14 protein-coding genes are annotated in these 18992 nt (G+C 35.7%); 7 read left to right on the top strand and 7 right to left on the bottom strand.

Translation table 11 applies throughout. The features are described 5' to 3' along the window. Positions 1–66: 66 nt before the first annotated feature. A complete protein-coding gene (locus Anndu_RS02815; protein ID WP_464102909.1) occupies positions 67–1080 on the top strand; it encodes a DMT family transporter in 1014 nt (337 codons plus the stop codon). A gap of 79 nt (positions 1081–1159) precedes the next feature. Here Anndu_RS02815 and murG read toward each other — a convergent pair whose 3' ends face one another. After that, positions 1160–2221 (bottom strand): undecaprenyldiphospho-muramoylpentapeptide beta-N-acetylglucosaminyltransferase, encoded by a 1062-nt coding sequence (gene murG, locus Anndu_RS02820; protein WP_464102910.1) that lies wholly within the window; start codon positions 2219–2221, stop codon positions 1160–1162. Positions 2222–2316: 95 nt separating this feature from the next. Here murG and Anndu_RS02825 point away from each other — a divergent pair, with 95 nt between their 5' ends. Both Anndu_RS02825 and Anndu_RS02830 read left to right on the top strand, forming a co-directional pair. Continuing rightward, the gene (locus tag Anndu_RS02825) at positions 2317–3096 is read left to right on the top strand and encodes a nuclear transport factor 2 family protein (RefSeq protein ID WP_464102911.1); all 780 of its coding nucleotides are present in this window, start codon (positions 2317–2319) and stop codon (positions 3094–3096) included. A 174-nt stretch (positions 3097–3270) separates the two neighbouring features. Further along, positions 3271–4695, top strand: coding sequence for an AAA family ATPase (locus Anndu_RS02830; protein ID WP_464102912.1), 1425 nt, complete (start codon positions 3271–3273; stop codon positions 4693–4695). Between the two features lie 61 nt (positions 4696–4756). Here the strand turns inward: Anndu_RS02830 and Anndu_RS02835 are convergent, their stop codons facing one another. Further along, entirely contained in the window at positions 4757–6007 is a 1251-nt protein-coding gene (locus Anndu_RS02835) for a branched-chain amino acid ABC transporter permease (RefSeq protein ID WP_464102913.1), read from the bottom strand. Positions 6008–6258: 251 nt separating this feature from the next. On the opposite strand from Anndu_RS02835, the gene Anndu_RS02840 reads away from it, so the two are divergent. From Anndu_RS02840 to Anndu_RS02850, 3 genes are all read left to right on the top strand, one after another. After that, positions 6259–7110: a hypothetical protein gene (locus Anndu_RS02840; protein WP_464102914.1), complete on the top strand. Its 852-nt coding sequence runs from the start codon at positions 6259–6261 to the stop codon at positions 7108–7110. Positions 7111–7172: 62 nt separating this feature from the next. Then, positions 7173–8918 carry an NAD+ synthase gene (locus tag Anndu_RS02845; RefSeq protein WP_464102915.1) on the top strand — a complete coding sequence of 582 codons (1746 nt, stop codon included), beginning with the start codon at positions 7173–7175 and terminating at the stop codon, positions 8916–8918. Positions 8919–9007: 89 nt separating this feature from the next. Beyond that, positions 9008–10108, top strand: a complete 1101-nt coding sequence (locus Anndu_RS02850; protein WP_464102916.1) for a hypothetical protein — start codon at positions 9008–9010, stop codon at positions 10106–10108. A gap of 37 nt (positions 10109–10145) precedes the next feature. Here Anndu_RS02850 and Anndu_RS02855 read toward each other — a convergent pair whose 3' ends face one another. Next, positions 10146–10805 (bottom strand): J domain-containing protein, encoded by a 660-nt coding sequence (locus Anndu_RS02855; RefSeq protein WP_464102917.1) that lies wholly within the window; start codon positions 10803–10805, stop codon positions 10146–10148. Between the two features lie 173 nt (positions 10806–10978). After that, positions 10979–13000 (bottom strand): ribonuclease E, encoded by a 2022-nt coding sequence (rne, locus tag Anndu_RS02860; RefSeq protein ID WP_464102918.1) that lies wholly within the window; start codon positions 12998–13000, stop codon positions 10979–10981. A 684-nt stretch (positions 13001–13684) separates the two neighbouring features. On the opposite strand from rne, the gene Anndu_RS02865 reads away from it, so the two are divergent. After that, complete coding sequence (locus Anndu_RS02865; RefSeq protein WP_464102919.1) at positions 13685–15295, top strand: iron uptake porin; 1611 nt, start codon at positions 13685–13687, stop codon at positions 15293–15295. A gap of 89 nt (positions 15296–15384) precedes the next feature. On the opposite strand, the gene pheS is transcribed toward Anndu_RS02865, so the two are convergent. From pheS to ruvB, 3 genes are all read right to left on the bottom strand, one after another. Further along, positions 15385–16377 carry a phenylalanine--tRNA ligase subunit alpha gene (gene pheS, locus Anndu_RS02870; protein ID WP_464102920.1) on the bottom strand — a complete coding sequence of 331 codons (993 nt, stop codon included), beginning with the start codon at positions 16375–16377 and terminating at the stop codon, positions 15385–15387. A gap of 136 nt (positions 16378–16513) precedes the next feature. Next, positions 16514–17710, bottom strand: coding sequence for a Coenzyme F420 hydrogenase/dehydrogenase, beta subunit C-terminal domain (locus tag Anndu_RS02875; RefSeq protein ID WP_464102921.1), 1197 nt, complete (start codon positions 17708–17710; stop codon positions 16514–16516). A gap of 92 nt (positions 17711–17802) precedes the next feature. Then, positions 17803–18912: a Holliday junction branch migration DNA helicase RuvB gene (gene ruvB, locus Anndu_RS02880; protein ID WP_464102922.1), complete on the bottom strand. Its 1110-nt coding sequence runs from the start codon at positions 18910–18912 to the stop codon at positions 17803–17805. Positions 18913–18992: the final 80 nt, after the last annotated feature.

Raw genomic sequence — 18992 nt, forward strand, 5'->3', positions numbered from 1 at the left:
ACAATTGATTACAATAATGTTAAGACATATTAAGACCCATTATAAAAGATAAGATCATCAGTATTTATGCAAATTAGCCCTAAAGCCTCAATTTTTTCAGTAACTGCACTAATTTTAATCGCTCCTTTCTTTTTTTGGGGAACGGCTATGGTAGCCATGAAAGGGGTTATGCCCCACACCACCCCCTTATTTATTGCGGCTTTTCGCTTAATTCCGGCGGGAATTTTAGTTTTACTCACGGCGACTATTTTAGGCCGAAAACAACCCCAAAGTTTAAAAGCATGGTTGTGGATCGCCCTATTTGGCTTAATAGATGGCACAATGTTTCAAGGTTTTTTAGCGCAAGGTTTACAAAGAACTAACGCAGGTTTAGGATCGGTGATCATAGACTCCCAACCTTTAGCAGTGGCCTTATTATCAGCATGGTTATTTAGTGAAATGATCGGTTTTTGGGGAATTTTAGGCTTATTAATTGGCATAATTGGTATTAGTTTAATTGGTTTACCAGATCAACTAATTTTTGATCTATTTCAAGGTAATTTTAACGACATTTCTTTTACTTGGTCAAGTGTTTTTAATAGTGGTGAATTATTAATGTTATGGGCTTCTTTATCCATGGCCGTGGGTACAATTTTAATTAAATATGTAACCCGCCATGTTGACCCCATTATAGCCACAGGTTGGCACATGATTTTAGGGGGTATTCCTTTATTAATTCTATCAAATTTGACCGAATCAAATCAACTAATTAATTTAACTTTTAGTAATTGGTTAAGTTTAACTTATTCTACACTTTTTGGTAGTGCTTTAGCTTATGGAATCTTTTTCTTTTTAGCAACAAAGGGTAATTTAACCAGTTTAAGTGCTTTAACTTTTTTAACACCAGTTTTCGCCTTACTTTTTGGGAATTTATTATTAGATGAAGTTTTAAGTAATTTACAATGGTTTGGGGTAAGTTTAACCTTAATTAGTATTTATTTAATCAATCAAAGAGAACAATTAACTAAACAAATTCAATTATTAATTAAATCAGTCTCTTTAAAAATTGGCCATTGGGCTTTAATTTTAATTGGAGGTTAAGCTCTTGATTGATCAACAAAATCAACAGTTAAAATCAAAAAATTTTTGATCCTGAAGGCACTGGTTTATATTGCCAAGCTTAGGTATTGACATATTCTTCAATTAAATTAGCTAATTTTTCCGCACTATCTTTTAAAATTAACTGGCTAGTTTTTCCCTTCATTTCTGTTAATAATGTGGGATTATTTAATAATAATAAAACTTTTTCTTTTAATAAATCAAAAGTTAAATTTTTCTGCTCATAAAGATAGGCCGATCCAGCTTCGGCAAAAACCTGTGCATTATAACGCTGATGATCCTCGGCGGCGTAGGGATAGGGGATTAAAATAGAAGGGGTTTGGGTGAAGGCTAACTCGGTTAAAGCACTCGCCCCAGCCCGACTGATGGCTAGATCAGCCCTTTGTAATAATCCAGCCATATTTTCATAAAAAGGAAAACAAAAATACTGAGGATGGTGAAAATTATCTTTTTCGAGGTCTTGTGTTCCTGTTAAATGAACAATATAAGCCCCTTTTTCTAACCAACTTAAAGCGCATTCTCTTACTATTTTATTAATACCAACTGCTCCTTGTGAGCCTCCCATAACTACGATTAAAGGCACATTTTCGGGAATGGGTAACTCAAGAAGCTGAGGCTCTAAAAACTCAGTTCTGACGGGGGTACTTAACCATCGGGTGTGAATTTTTGGTAAATATTTACTACTTTGTTCAAAGCCAAGGGCAACTAAATTACAAAAACGCCCAAACACACGGGTTACTTTCCCCGGTAAACAGTTAGATTCATGTAAAATGACGGGAATTTTGGCCATATAAGCCGCTAAAATGGCAGGTGCGGCAATATAACCGCCCGTTGTTAAAACAAAGTTGATTTTATTGTTTTTTAAAAGAAAATAAACTTGAAAAAAACTTTTAATTAAATTAATAATAGTTATGAGGGTATTGAGTCCTAAAGGTTTTTGAAACCCACTGACAGGAATTTTATGTAGAGGATAAGATTGAGGAACTAAAGTCGTTTCAAGGCGGTCTGGAACGCCCAACCATTCAATATGATAATGGGGTAATTTTTGAGCAACAGCAAGGGCGGGGAAAAGATGGCCACCTGTGCCACTAGCCGCTATTAATAAACGTGGTTTAGATTCCATAAACAGTTAAAAATTAAAATTCAAGATTGATAATTATTGGTTAATAACAAATTACAATATAAGTAATTAATTTACAAGAAAAATATTTATTAATTATGAAATTTCCCTATTTTAAAAAGTCTCTTGTTTCTTTTTTGTTAGGAATTGGTTTAACTATCAGTTGTGGTCAAATTTCTAGCGCTCAAACGGCGGACAATGCTCCTGCTGAGTTAAAAACTTTATTAGAACAGATTGAAAGTGCGGCCAATGAACATAATCTTAATCAGGTTTTAGCTTTTTATAATACCAATTTTACTAATTCTGATGGTATTAACACTGATATTTTATCTCAATCTTTAAATGCTTTATGGTATCGTTTTCCTAATTTGAATTATCGCACACAATTAAATTCTTGGGAACAAAATGGTAATCAAATAATTGTTGAAACTTTAACAACTATTCAAGGAACACAAATTTTAGATGGGCGTTTAGTGTGGCTTAATTCTACTTTAACATCTCGCCAATATATTGAAAATCAACAAATTATTCGTCAAGAAATTTTAGCGGAAAAAACTCAATTAACTTCAGGAGAAAATCCTCCACAAGTAACAGTTAATTTACCGGAAAGAGTCAAACGAGGAGAGAGATTTCCCTTTGATGTTATTGTAAATGAACCATTAGGAAATGACCTTCTTTTAGGGTCAGTAATTGAAGAACGTACCACTGGAAATCTTTATTTAAACCCTAGTTCTTTTGATTTAGAAATCTTATCAGCAGGTGGTATTTTTAAATGGGTAAAAGCTCCTTTAGTAGCTGATCAGCGTTGGTTATCTGCCCTTTTGGTGAGGGGTGACGGCATGACTTTAATTACTCAAAGAGTAATTATTGATGAATAGTAAGATATAGAAATTCTTTATCGTTAGCAGTTTTAATAATAACAGTTTCTTCTACTGCTAACGCTAAAATTTCATGAATATTTGATGTATTTGTTGTTAGATCAATATTTTTCATGATTGAAACTCCTTAAAATTCATTATCTATTGTATTTTTACAATTATTAAAACAATAATATGATTCGCAAAACCTTACAATTAAACAAAAATTCTCTTTTTCAAATTGAAGAAGTTTTAGCCCTTAAGCAATTAACTAGAAAAAAAATTGCTGAAAATTTACAAATTTCTGTTGATTCTGTTGCTAAATTTCTTAATAGTAAACCTGTGTCTATCAACACTTTTATTCGTCTTTGTCAAGAGTTAAATTTGGATTGGCAAGAGGCTTCTAAACCTGAAAAAGATTGGAATGATACTATTAAAAATTTTCAGTTTAAACATGGTTATTTTAAGGCAAATCCGGGGGGCGAAATTGCACCACAGGAAGTAATTGGCAGGGATCAATTTATTCTTAATTTATGGGAAAGATTGCGTCAACAAAGTTTAATTTATTTGGGGGAAAGGCGAATTGGTAAAAGTACGGTTTTAAAAAAGATGAAACTTCAAGCCCCCAGCGATCTTTTAGTTATTTATCGTGATGTGGAAAATATTAGAACTCCTATTGATTTTGTGGAGGCGATCTGGCAAGATTTAGAAACCTATTTGCGCGATCTTGGCACGGCCAGAAGGGTTCGGGACTTTGTGAGTCAAATTACTGGATATTCTTTTAATGATTATCGTTTTCCCGTTGGTTTAGATCAATATTGGAAGATTTTACTCATAAAAACTCTTGAAGATTTATTGACAATTCAAGAGCGTCAAGTCGTTTTTATCTGGGATGAAATCTCCCATATGTTAGGGAATTTTTCTAATGAGGCGGCGATGGAGTTGTTGGATACCCTTAGATCGGTGCGTCAAACCTATGCCGATGTGAGGATGTTATTTTCAGGCTCGATCGGGCTACATCACATTATCCGTCATTTACAACAATCGGGTTATCGTCATGATCCTACCAATGATATGTATGCGGTTGACGGCCATCCGTTAAGTTTAAGGGATGGGATTGATTTAACTTTAAAGTTAATGGAAGGGGAAAAAATTAACTGTCAAAATCGAGAAGCAATCGCCCAAGAAATAGCTCAGGCGGTGGATTGTATTCCTTTTTATATTCATCATTTAATTCAACAAATTAAACCCTTAAATGAAGAAATCAATCGTAATAAAATATTAGAAATAGTGGATCAATGTTTAAGAAATCCTTTTAATCCTTGGAAAATGGATCATTATCGAGAAAGAATTGACAATTATTATAGTGAAGAAGAAAAAAATTATGCTTTAGATATTTTAGATATTTTGTCAATGAATCCGCCTATGTCCTTTCAAAAGTTATGGCATTCTATTAATACAAAACCAAAAACTAATAATGAAGAAATTACTATTTCTGTGTTAAGAATGTTGATGAAAGATTATTATTTAATTCAGATGAAAAATATATCTGGAAATGTTTATAGTTTTCGTTATCCTTTAATTCAAAAATATTGGCGTATTTCTAGGTATTTTAATTAAAATTAAGGCTTAAACAATTGACAATTAATAATTATATTAATTATCAATTATTAATTATGAATTATTTGTTTAAACTTAATTCATTTTTATTACCTAAAATTCCTTGGGGACGTAACACCATTAAAACCATTAAAATTAAACCAATAATCATAATGCGAAAAGCCCCTAAACGAGCATCATCAACAAAATCGGCTATTCCTACTCCTTTAAAAACTTGATCTAAAAACTTTACTAATTGGGGTAAAGCAAAACGGGTAATTGAGTCATAAGCCCAGAAAATTGTTGCCCCAATTAATGTTCCGGGGTTACTGGCCGCACCTCCGATCACCACAATTGTCCAAGCATTAAAAGTTACTAAGGGTTCAAAGGCTTTGGTGGGATAAATACTGGTTAACTGCCAAGCATAAAAAGAACCTGCTATTCCGGCGATCGCACCGCCTAACATTAATGCTTGAAGTTTATACCAAAAAACATTTTTCCCTAAAGCTTTTGCAATTTCTTCATCTTCACGGATCGCTTTTAAAACCCGTCCCCAAGGGGAATTGACTAATTTTTCTAAAGCCCAATAAACTAATGCTACGGCTAATAAAATTAATAACATTAAACCTGCTTTATAAGTATAATCAAATAATGCAATTACACCACTAATATAAATAGTTAAAATAAATAGACTTGAAATAACAGTCCAAAGGATTAAACTAAGGGGTTTTTTAGTTAATTGAAGATTTTTAGTTTGATGTTTCAAACCTTTCCATAATTGCCATAAAGCAAAGATTCCTAACATACTTAAAATAGCGATCATGATGATTTTACCAACGATTGTGGGTTCAAATTGATCTAAAGGGAGGGGATAACCTTGTACGCCAAAAGAACCTTCCGTTAACCATTCTTCATTTAAAGCAATTAATCTTATTAATTCTGATACGCCAATCGTTACAATGGCTAAATAATCTTCCCTTAAACGTAAAGTTGAAGTGCCAATAATTAAACCTAAAACTGTTGCAAAAATCACGCCGATTAAACTTGCTAAAATGATCGGGATTGAATCTGGCATGATGGAACTAAGTTGAAGTAAAAAATCTTTGATCAAAGGATTTTGATTGATCCAATCAAAATTTTCTAACATTTTTTGGGGTAAATTTTCCAAATAACCCGATTTAGTGAGTAAAACAGTAGTATAAGCCCCAATGGTCATAAAAACCACATGACCAAAATTGATTAAACCTGCAAAACCCCACTGTAAATTTAAACCTAGTGCGAATAAACCAAAAATTCCCGTAGAAATTATTAAAGAAACAAAATAACCCGTCATAATTAATTATCAGTAATCAGTAATCAGTCAATAGTTTAATCTGTTCTAGGGAAATTTGATCAATGGGTAATTACAAAAATTATTCCTGTTTTTCCCCGAAAATCCTGAAAACAGTTTTAAAATTAAAGAAATATCAATAAAATCATCTCATAATCAAAATAACATGATTCTTAAGATCTAACTTGGTTAGAACATTCTAAAATAAAAGCATATAAATTTAATTTAAAAAATATATAAATAATTTACGCAAAATGTATTCCTCAATCATCATCAGTCAACCACTGATCGCACAAAAACCATCAACACCCCCTCAGCCCCAAGCTTCAGGGGGGATCCCTTGGACAATCATTTGGTTCTCCACTACGATTATCTTTGCGATCGCACTGGTGGGTTTATCTATTTATGGCAAACTACAACTACAAAAAAAAGATAAAACAATTCGTTTAGAACAGTATAAAACCGCCGATATTCAGAAAAAATTAAAATTGGCACTCAATACGATCAAGAAAATGGAAACTAACCCAGATCTTGTCCATTCCCGTGAATTTAACCTTGATTATCTTCGCATGAGAATGGATGAACAGGTTTTCCATTATGCCATTATTAACCAAGTTAAAGTTCAAATTAAACAATTAATTACAGTGGCTTTACGGCCTAATACCGCTAGTGCGGCCACTGTGGGCATGGCTAATACCAGTGGCCGAAATATTGATGAGGTGTTTGAGATTTTTTATGAAACGGAAAGCCAAGGTAAACGCACCAAACGGGTGTTATTCCGTGTGCAAATTAAATTAACTAAGTTGCCCACTCAATCTACTTCTAATACGATTCAACAAATTATTATGTGTATTGAGAAATATTTGAATCCGTCAGAAGTTGAAGATACTTGGCAACCTGCTATTCAAGGCCGAGTAGTTGCTATTCATTGGGATCAAAAGGCGAAACCCACTCCCCTGTTAGTTTTAGAACAATCGGCCGAAGGCACAAATGTTAGTTTTCGTTCCACCCCCGCCGCCAGACAACAAGGCACTTCTCACGAGGAAAAAGATCAAATGATCGCCCAAGCAAAAGTTAGAAAAGCTCCCCCCCCTAAACCTCGTTAGTCAAAATTAAGCCCGACCACAATTGACAATTAATAATCTTTCATCCTAAATTGAAGGCTCAAATGAAAATTGCACTAGCACAATTAAACCCTATTATTGGCGATCTTAGTGGCAATGCTCAACAAATTTTAGAAGTTGGTGAAATTGCCGATCAAGCAGGGGTTAAACTGTTATTAACTCCTGAACTTTCTTTATGTGGTTATCCTCCTAAAGATTTATTATTAGCCCCTAGTTTTATTGAATCTGTTGAAAAAACTTGTCAAAAGTTGGCACAACAATTACCCCCTAATTTAGCGGTTTTAGTGGGAACTATTACTCGGAATTATCATTATAAAGTTCAGGGGGGGAAACCCCTTTTTAATAGTATTAGTTTATTACATCAAGGTAAAATTGAGCAGGTTTTTCATAAAAGTTTATTGCCTACTTATGATGTTTTTGACGAAAACCGCTATTTTGAACCAGGCCACACAGCTAATGTTTTAACTTTACATTTTGATTCTACTGCGATTAAAATTGGTGTTACTATTTGTGAAGATATTTGGAATGATGAAGAATTTTGGGGACAGAAAAATTATGCCCTCAATCCTTTAGAAAAATTAGCTAATTTAAACGTAGATTTTTTGGTTAATTTATCCGCTTCTCCCTATACGGTGGGGAAACAAAAAATTAGAGAAGAAATGTTAAATCATGCGGTTAAACGCTATCAAAAAGCAATTATTTATGTTAATCAAATTGGCGGTAATGATGATTTAATTTTTGATGGAAATAGCGTTGCTTTTAATAAGTCAGGTGATTTAATTTGTCGGGGTAGTAGTTTTAAATCTAATCTTACTATTATTTCCTATCATCATCATCAACAGGATCTTTTTGCGGTCAAAAAAACCCAATTATCTAATCATAATCATTTAATTTCTAATTTACCTGAAACTCAAGAAGAAGAAATTTGGTTAGCTTTAGTTTTAGGGGTAAGAGATTATGTTAGAAAATGCGGTTTTTCTAAAGTTATTTTAGGGTTAAGTGGGGGTATAGATTCGGCTTTAGTAGCGGCCATAGCCGCCGAAGCGATAGGCTCTCAAAATGTTTTAGGAGTATTAATGCCTTCTCCCTATAGTTCAGAACATTCGATCACTGATGCCCAACAATTAGTTAACAATTTAGGTATTAATAGCGAAATTTTACCCATCGAAAAAGCAATGTTAGCTTATGATCAAATGTTAGAAAAAATGTTTGAAAATACGGAATTTGGCATTGCAGAAGAAAATATCCAATCACGGATCAGGGGAAATCTTTTAATGGCGATCGCCAATAAATTTGGTTATTTATTACTTTCAACGGGCAATAAATCAGAAATGGCCGTAGGTTATTGTACCCTCTACGGGGATATGAATGGAGGCCTGGCCGTGATCGCCGATGTGCCAAAAACCCAAGTCTTTGCCCTGTGCCGTTGGTTAAACCGTGATCAAGAAGTAATACCCTCAAATATTTTAAGTAAAGCCCCTAGTGCGGAATTAAAACCTAATCAGGTAGATCAAGATTCATTACCACCTTATGATCAATTAGATGATATTCTCTATCATATAATTAATGAACATCAATCCCCACAACAACTAATTGAAAGGGGGTATCAAGCGCAAATTGTCAATCAAATTACAAAATTACTGTTTCGAGCAGAATTTAAGCGTAGACAAGCCCCTCCTGGCTTAAAAATTACTGATCGGGCTTTTGGCACAGGTTGGAGAATGCCCATTGCTAGTCAATGGCAATTTAATCAGTTGACAGTTGACAATGGACAATTGACAATTAATTAATTAGGTTCAAAACCTGCCCCTTAAAGTTGACTGAAGAATTAAAAATTTGAATTTTAAATGTTAAAAATTAAAGTTTCAATTGCAAAAATATGACTACTTCTGTTGAAAAAACATCACTCTGGAGTCACCTGCTTAAAGGTCAAACAATTGTATATATAGGCATTATTTGGTCTTTTATTGCGCTGTTATTCTTTCTATTATTCAGCGTTAAACCACCAGAAGAAGATTATCCTTTATGGTATTCCATCGGGACTTATATCTTAGAACTGATCCCCTTTTTAGCGGCGGCCTTATTATGTTATCGTAACTGGCAAAGTCCCCAGATCGCTAGTGGGCGCAATGTTTGGTTAGGGATCGGTTTGGGAATGCTTTGTTATTTTTTAGGGGATCTAGTCTATGGTTGGTGGGAATTATATTGGGGCATGGATCCCTATGTTTCACCTGCTGACCTGTTTTATATTGCTTTTTATATTCTAGTGGGTTGGGGAATGTTATTAGCCGTTTTACCCAGACGTTTAAATTTAGAACTCAAACAATGGATAATTGTAGGAGTGATCGGCATTTTAGGAATTATTATCTCAGTTTGGCTCACTGTTATCATTCCGGCAGGGGCGCAAAAAACCCCTGAAACTTCCCAACTTCCTTTTAATGATCAAAGGCAAACCTTGATCGCCTCGGCGGATCTTTCTTCTTTTAATACAAAACCATTTTTAGCACAAACAAAAAAACCCGCCCCACCAACCGCAACACAACAACCTACTCCAACGGAAAAACCCGCCCAGATAGAAAAAACCGAACTTAGTAACGCCGAGTTAAGAAGGCCAAAATGGGTAGATAGTTTAGATCAATTTCTGACTAAATTTAAAACTCCGGTTAATTTCTTTTATATCATTGCCGATTTAATTTTATTAATTATTGCTACTACTTTATTATTAGCTTTTTGGGGAGGACGTTTTTCCCAGTCATGGCGTATGATCGCATTGGCTACCTTTAGTCTTTATTTAGTTGATACTTGGAATAAATATAACTATGCCATTATTGAAGCCCAAAAATTAGACTATGAAAGTGGCTCATTGTTTGAAGTTTTATTTATTATTTCAGCAGTTTTATTTGGCATTGGAGCGGCCTTTGAATATGATATTTCTAGTGCTACTCGCACCAGAGGTAGACGCAGACGGGGAGCTAATTAGTTATTAAATATTAGTTATTAGTTATTAGTTATTAAAGCTATTTAATTATAGCTAAATCTTTTTGAATTTCAGCTTGTAAAATACGATTATAAGGATCTGTGCGCAAAGCCTTTTGAAAATAAGTTTTTGCTTTTTGAATTTGTTTTTGCTGTAAAAATTGTTTTCCCTGATGTTGATATACAATGGCCTGCCATTGACGCACTTCAGGATCATAAGGCAGACGATAACTTAAACCCTCAACCAAAGTGATCGCACGCGCAAATCTTTTTTCTTTCATCATAGTTCTTAATTGATCATAACATTGCCATTTTAACTTTTGATCTTGTTCGGTATTTTTCTCATAATTTCTATTAGTATTCTGATCAAAATTAATCTTAGCAAAAGGTTGTTGATCAGTAGTTTCATTCTGAAGGAAAGAATTAGGCTTTTTACGTTTAAAATTAGCGGTTTTTGTTGATACTTGATCCCCATTTTGAGAATGAGAAAGATGGGGTAAATTAATCTCATCGGGAGGGAAAATCTCCTTAAGAAATTGATAAGCTTCCGTCAGACGAATAAAATGATTTTGAGCTTGTGGATTATTTTGATTAAAGTCAGGATGATATTGTCTTGCTAAACGCCGATAGGAGGCCTTAATTTCTTCTAGCCCCGCCGTAGAATTTAAACCTAATAAACGATAACAATGAACTCGATTCATTTTGCTCAGTAAAAACTTGTTGACATTCAATTTTTAAATAATTGATATTTTAAGCATAACTGATTTTATCTAAAAATAGTCAATTCACAATAGCAGTCCCCAATTATTCTTAGCAAATAAAGTTAACTATTTTATGATTTATTACTTATTACTTATTACTGATTATTTATTACTTATTGTGCTGAAGAACGGCGGCGGCGGCGGCGAACAATTGGACGTTGATCTTCATCATCACCTTCTAAATTATCATCCTCAATTTCCTCAATTTCTGGAGTTAATTGATCAGTTAAATCTTGTTGCAACTCCTCAAAATCAGATAAATTTTCAGCCCCTTTTGACACTGAAATTAGATCAGATTGATCTTCATCCTGTTGATAAAAACTATCTTCCACTAAAGACTCCGCCTCAGTAGAAATATCCTCAACAATTTCTTCCCCATCATCATCACTTAACTTTTGATAAGGTTGATTTTCAACAGAATTAATCGTTACCTGCACACAGCGAGGATTTTTAAACTGTTGCTCCACCCGAATTAAAGGCGAAACACCCATTAACGCATAAAGTTCCTGCTCTAGTGGTGTCATATCAATCGTTACCTTTTCTACGGGTATTTCCTCTCGACGGCCTCGATAACTAATATGGCGATCGCGCTGCTCTCTGGGCGTAGGCACTTCAATTTCCTTCGGGATCGGACGACTGGGAATTTCCTCTTTCTGTTCTTCCCCAATACGGCGGCGGCGGCGGCGAATATTACTGGCCGCACCCTGCTCCTGATAATTGGGATGGTGTAATAAGTCTATATTACTGGGAGTTTCCTCGGCCACCTCAAAACCTTTTTCCCCATTATATCCACCTAAGTCCTTACTATCCTCAAATTCAGATTCCACAAAACGACTAGGGGGAATAATCGTTGGAATAGAAGGAATAACCACCGAAGTCTCCAAACATTGTAACTCAGGCTCTCCGGGTAAATGGGCTAAATAACCTAAACCTCCACAAGTAGGACAAGTTTTACCAAATAATTCATAAATATTTTTACCTTGACGTTTACGGGTTAATTCCACTAAACCTAACTCAGAAAGTTGGGCAATTTGGGGACGGGCTTTATCCGCTCTTAAAGCCTTATTAAAATGTTCTAATAACTTTAACTGATCGCGCCGTGAATCCATATCAATAAAGTCCACAATGACCACACCGCCAATATTTCTCAATCTTAATTGACGGGCAATTTCCGTGGCCGCTTCACTATTTGTCCATGCCACCGTTTCTCTAGCCGTGGCCGACTTGGTAAAAGAGCCGGAGTTAACATCAATCACCGTTAAAGCTTCCGTTGGTTGAATAATTAAATAACCCCCTGAAGGTAACTCAACTCTAGGCCTCAAAGCCTCTTTAATGGCCGCATTGACCCGAAAATAATCTAAAATCGGTTGACGTTCACGGTGGGCATCAATAAACACCCCTTCTAAAGCCCGTCCCCCTTCCCAGTTCATTAACTGCTGTTTGACCCTTTTTACACCATTCACCGAGTCCACCACAATGCGGTTAACTTCCCCACTGTACATATCCCTCAAGACTCTTTGAATAAAATCATCATCCCGATTGAGTAAAGAAGGCGGCCGCAGGGAATTGGCTTGGATCTGCACCACTTCCCATTGTTTTTGGAGAAATTCGAGATCCTCCATGATCGCTTCCTCTTTTTGGCCTTCCGCTTCCGTGCGCACTAATAAACCCATGCCGGCCGGTTTAATTAAGACGGCTAAAGCTCGTAAACGGGAGCGCTCATCTTCACTCTTAATCCGGCGGGATAAATTAACCCCTCGGCCGTAGGGCATTAAGACGAGATAACGACCGGGTAAACTAATATTACCAGTCAGACGAGGCCCTTTATTGCCAGTCGGCTCTTTCATTACCTGTACTAAAACCTTTTGTTGCGGAGCTAATAACTCAGTAATTGCTCCGGCACTTTTCTTTAAACGTAAAGGGCCAAGATCGCTAACGTGAATAAAACCATTTCTCTCGGCATCACCGATATTAACAAAAGCCGCATCAATTCCAGAAAGCACATTTTCAACAATTCCAAGATAAATATCACCCACTTGTTGATTACCAGTGGCTACCACTAATTCTTGAATTTGATCTTCCCAAAAAACGGCCGCAATATGATGTTGTTCCGCAATAATAATTTGCTTTGGCATTCAATTTCCTCAAAATTCTTTTGATAAAAACAGGATTTGGAACAAGACTTTTTAGGTTTTCTTTCTTAAATTTTAAGAATATTGATCAATTGACAATTGGTAATTAACAATTGTTTAACCCCTAAATACTGAGTCTTTTCCTATTGATTAAAGGTAAAAAATTGTATATAAACAGATATTTTTTTACTAACTTGTCGTAGAGAGGAGTTTTAACTATGACTCTCTTTCTTCGATTCGGAGAACAATTCTCTTTGATCAGCCTTCATTGATTAAGCTGTTCCTTGATTTTACATTACAAAGATCACTTTTGTTGAAGTTTTTTGCTTAGAGTGCCACCGATCAAGATCAACTTCAATTTAACTGCAAAAAATTAGCAATAATTAATGTTTGTCTGTATCAAGGCTTACGATTTAGAACTTATTTTATTCCATACCACATTAATATTAACAAACGATTAACATATCAAAATATATAAATATGTTTTAGATAAATGATAAATAATTTCAATAAATGAAATGTTAACGAAAAGGTTATTTTGATTCATAATGGTTTTAACATTTAACTTGATTAACTTTGTTCAATCGTTGAGTTAAATCATTAAAAAAGCTAAAAACTGATGTAATGATTGTTTGTGCGATCACCATCAATTTTTATTTTTAAATAATATGTGAGGAGTGTTTAATTATGTCTAAAAAAATTTGGAATCTGTTAAAAGTAACTCCGGCTGTTGTTGGTTTATCTTTATTTGCTAATAACGCCGTTGCTCAAAATGTTGCTGAAAATACAACTGAAAATAACAATTCATTGTTAGAACAGATTGAAAATTATAATAATGATACAAGTATTGAGACAAATACTATTAATCCCGAAATGGGACAAGTTAATAGTATCTCTCAGTTAAGAGATGTATCTCCCAGAGATTGGGCTTATCAGGCTTTACGCAATCTAATCGAAAATTATGATTGTATTGAAGGCTATCCCGATGGCACTTTCCGAGGAAATCGTCCTTTAACTCGTTATGAATTTGCGGCTGGCTTAAATGCTTGTTTAGAAAAAATCAATGCTCCGGGCGGAGATTTTGTGAGTCGTGAGGAATTTGATCAATTACAACGCTTAGTAGATCAATTCAGACCTGAGTTAGAAGCTTTAGGCGCTCGTGTGGATAGTTTAGAAGCGCGTGTGGACGAGTTAGAAGCTAACCAATTTTCCACTACTACCAAATTAAAAGGGGAAGCAATTTTTACCCTTGCTAATCAATTTGGTGGGAGTGTAACCGATGATAATGCCATTTTAGCCAATCGAGTTCGTTTAGGCTTTGACACCAGTTTCAATGGTAATGATCAATTATACACCCGTTTCAATAGTGGTAATTTTGGTCAGTTTAGCGCTCCTACTCAAATGGCTCGTTTAGGTCATGATGATAGTAATGGCAATGATGTGGTTATTGACAGACTTTGGTATAACTTCAAAGTAGGTGATAAAGCTAAATTATGGGTAGCACCCTTAGCACAATTTGAAAATATTGCTTCAAATCTTTATAACCCCTACATGAATAGCAGTAGTACCGGCGCATTAAGTCGTTTCTTACGCTATAACCCTGCTATTTACCGCATGGACGTGGACAATACAGGGGTAGGTGCAAATATTGAGTTTAGTGATACCTTTGGGCTTGATCTAGCCTATTTAACTGGTTCTGGTTCAAATCCGGGAGTTGATCGGGGACTTTTCAACGGTTCTTATGCGGCCGTAGCTCAATTAAACTGGGAGCCTAGTGAGAATTTTGGTTTAGGTTTTGCCTACGCTCACTCCTATCATGATAAGGCCAGTGGTGGGGCTTCTGATGTTGATTTAACAGGCAATACCGGAACGGCTAGTGGAGATGAGCCTTTTGGTAAAGTCCCAACAACGGCTGATCGCTTCGGTTTACAAGCCAATTGGGAAATTAGCGATCGCTTTAACTTTGCCGCTTGGGGTGGTTATGTGGACGCCAATGCAGAAACCACTAATCAAACAGCAGAACTTTGGAACTGGGCGGCTAACTTTTCCGTTCTTGATTTAGGAAAAGATGGCGCAGTGTTAAACCTTGGTGGTGGGATGTTACCCCACATGAGCCGTACTGGTGGAGCATTTTTTGCTTCTGATGCTACCACTTCTTACCTTGTGGAAGCTAATTATTTTTACCCCATCAATAAAAATATCAGCGTTACCCCAGGTGTTTATGTCGTATTAGATCCCGAAGGTACGAATGCTAGTGAGATTTGGGTGGGTGCGATCCGTACTACCTTTAAATTCTAATCAATTCTTAACATAAATTTTAGGAATTAGGTTTTTTAGAGTAATTTAGTTTAAGTGCATTAATAATTAATTAATGCACTTTTTCTTATTTAAAACTGTTTTAAAAATCTTAAATCACTATTATATAAACGCCGAATATCATCAATTTGATGTAATACCATCGCAAATCTTTCCACCCCAAAACCGGCCGCAAAACCTGTATAAATTTCCGGATCGTAGCCCACCGCTTTTAAGACGTTGGGATCTACCATGCCACAACCCATCACTTCTAACCATTTTCCCTTCCATTGTACATCAACCTCCGCCGAAGGCTCAGTAAAGGGGAAATAACTAGCTCTGAATAAAGTAGGTAAATCATCACCAAAAAATTGACGAATAAACTCTTTAATTGTACCTTTTAAATCGGTAAAAGTTAATCCTTTATCTACGGCTAATAATTCTACTTGATGGAAAACGGCTGAATGGGTTGCATCAACAGTATCTCGGCGATAAACTCGGCCAGGCGCCACAATCCGAATAGGAGGTTTATGATTCTCCATATACCGAATTTGAACAGAGGATGTGTGAGTGCGTAATAAGTTGCCTCCAGCTAAATAGAAGGTATCCTGCATATCCCTAGCAGGATGATCTTGAGGAGTATTAAGAGCCTCAAAATTGTAATAATCGGTCTCAATTTGAGGGCCTTCCGCTAGGGTATAACCTAAGCCTGTAAATATATCTAAAACTCGATCAATTGTACTATTTAAAGGATGAATACGGCCTAAAGGACGACTGACTCCGGGCATTGTTACATCAAGGGTTTCGGCTTCTAATTTAGCTTTGATCTGTGCCTGTTGTAAATCTTGACGTTTTTGATCTAAATTATGTTGTAATAACTCTTTTACCTCATTTGCTAAACTACCTATTTTTGGTCTTTCTGTGGCTGAAAGTTTCCCCATTCCTTTTAATATGATAGATAATTCGCCTTTTTTACCTAAATAATTTACTCTTAATTGTTCGATTTGTTCTAAACTAACCGCCTCGGCGATCGCACCTAAAGCTTGAGTTTGTAAAGTTTGGAGTTGAGTTTCAAGAGATGTCATAATAATAATTGAAAATTTAAAAATAAAAATAAAAATTAAGGCTTGAGCCTTAATCAAATTTGATAAAATCATCAAAATTAACTTTTAATTATCTATGGTTTACTGTCAATTGTCAAAAATTGATTTTATTAAAAATTTATTTTGGTAATTTATATTGGCTTACAATTTTTTTCGCATATTCAGGCACTAAACTCTCTAATTTTTCAGGATGATTTCTTTTTACATATAAATAATTGCGAGTATAATGGGAATCAATGGTAAAACGAGCATATTCTAAACCTTTAGGCCCAATTTTATCGATCACTACCCCCATCATTTTCGCCACCCACATGGGCAATGTTACCGCCTGATCATAAGCGGGGATACTTTGTTGAACGGCTTGTTTTCGATCACCCTTAGACATTACGCCCTGAGTCTCAAGTTGATCTTGAACTAAATCTAACATTTCCTGACCCGTTTGATTACGCACTACGATCCACTGCCACCCAAAAGGTGCGCCCATATAGCCCACCACCAAGTCAGCAAGGGAGTTAACATAATCAAAACAACTCATACAGGAGGGGGCGAAAATATCCTTTAACTGATTGGTTTTTAAGCCGAAAAAGGGGACTTTTTCAATACTGCCATCCTCATGTTTAAAATGTACTCTGAAATCCTGCATAAACTCATAATGTACCACTGTTTGAGGGGAGTGACTGGTAGTTTCTAAAAACTTTTGTAAACCTGCTCTTGTCACATTATCCACACAAGGAGTACCTAAAACATAGAGTTTTTCTAAGCCTAATTTTTGTTCAACTGCTCTTAAAGCTTGGATTTGACAACCTACTCCAATCACTAATAATCGTTTTAAATTACTTTTTTCTATCTGTTCTAATACGGATAAATTAGGGGATAAAGTTGGTTTATTTACCTTTGCGGCCAAAACTTCTTCGGGAGTTCTGGCGATCACAGGCATGGGCTGAAAGCGATCTTCTGGGGTATTTTGCACACAGACAACCCCCTCAACTAAGCCTTTGGTGAGCATTTCACAGGCAATACTACTGACTATTCCCGTCCATTGTGCGCCCTCGATCGGTTGTTTTTTCTTGGCGGCCATCATCTGAAGATGAACGCCGAAATAGAGATCATCCTCACTATTTAAGTTACGACTTCTACCATGAGCTTCTTCTTCCAGTTTGGCTACTTGTTGATTGAGAAAAGCACAGGCTTGTTTAACATAATGAATATAATAAGTATCGCACAGGCCGCACTCACTACAAAGGTCTTTAGCGGGGCGGCGGCCACCAGTTTTTAAAGCTTTGGCTTTTTTATGTGTGGGAATAGTTGAAGTCATTTTAATAAAAATTAATGATTAATATTGATAATTTAAAATTAAGTTTTTTATTATAGCAATTATTAGTTGATAATTAAAAATTTGAGGCCAAATTATTTTTTCCCTAAACCAAATAAACCATAACCTAAATGTTGATAAGCCCTTTCAGTCACAATTCTTCCTCTAGTGGTACGATTAACAAAACCAATTTGTAACAAGTAAGGCTCATAAACATCTTCTATGGTTTTGGCATCTTCCCCCGTTGCGGCCGCTACTGCCTCTAAGCCCACCGGCCCGCCATTAAATTGTTCAATCATACAGTTTAACACCAGTCGGTCTGTCCAGTCTAAGCCCATTTTATCCACATTATAAACATCCATTGCCTCTGAGGCTGATTCTTGGGTAATTTCTGCGATTTTTTTGACTTGGGTATAGTCTCTCACCCTTCTCAATAAACGGTTAGCTATTCTGGGTGTGCCTCTGGAACGACTGGCGATCTCCATTGCGCCCTCTTGTGTGATAGTTAAGTTTAAAATATCGGCACTACGTTTAATAATGAGGGTCAACTCATCAACCTCATAAAATTGTAACCTCTGAATCATCCCAAAGCGATCGCGCAAAGGTGAGGTTAAAGAGCCTACTTTCGTAGTTGCTCCCACAAGGGTAAAAGGAGGTAAGGGAATGCTCCGAGTGCGGGTAGCTTGACCTTTGCCGATGGTAATATCTAAACGTCCATCTTCCATCGCCGGATATAATAATTCTTCGGCCATGCGATTAAGACGGTGAATTTCATCAATAAAAAGAATATCTCCTGGTTTTAAATTGATTAATAATCCTGTAATATCTCTAGGACGCTCTAAAGCTGGGGCGGCTGTAATCTTACAATTCACCCCCATTTCTGATGCTAAAATGAGGGACATCGTAGTTTTTCCGAGTCCGGGAGGCCCATATAAAAGTAAATGATCTAATGTTTCTTTTCTGGCCTTGGCCGCTGCGATCGAAATTTCTAAAACGCTTTTTAAATCTTTTTGGCCGATATAGTCAGCTAAACGATGAGGCCTGATTTTTTCTTCGGTTTCATTATTATCTATTTCATCAAACATTGCCGTAGCAATGAGTAACTCATCATCTTCACTATGTTGAGAACTATGTTGAGATTGTTTGAAAGTTTTTTTGGTTTTTGTAGATTTTTGATCAGGGTTTGATGATCTTTTAATAGCCATTTTTCTCAAAAAAATTAATGACAAACTGATTATAAATTAATTATAACCATTAGTCAAGGGTTATGAAAAATTAATTATTT

This window comes from Annamia dubia NIES-4383, assembly GCF_055394725.1.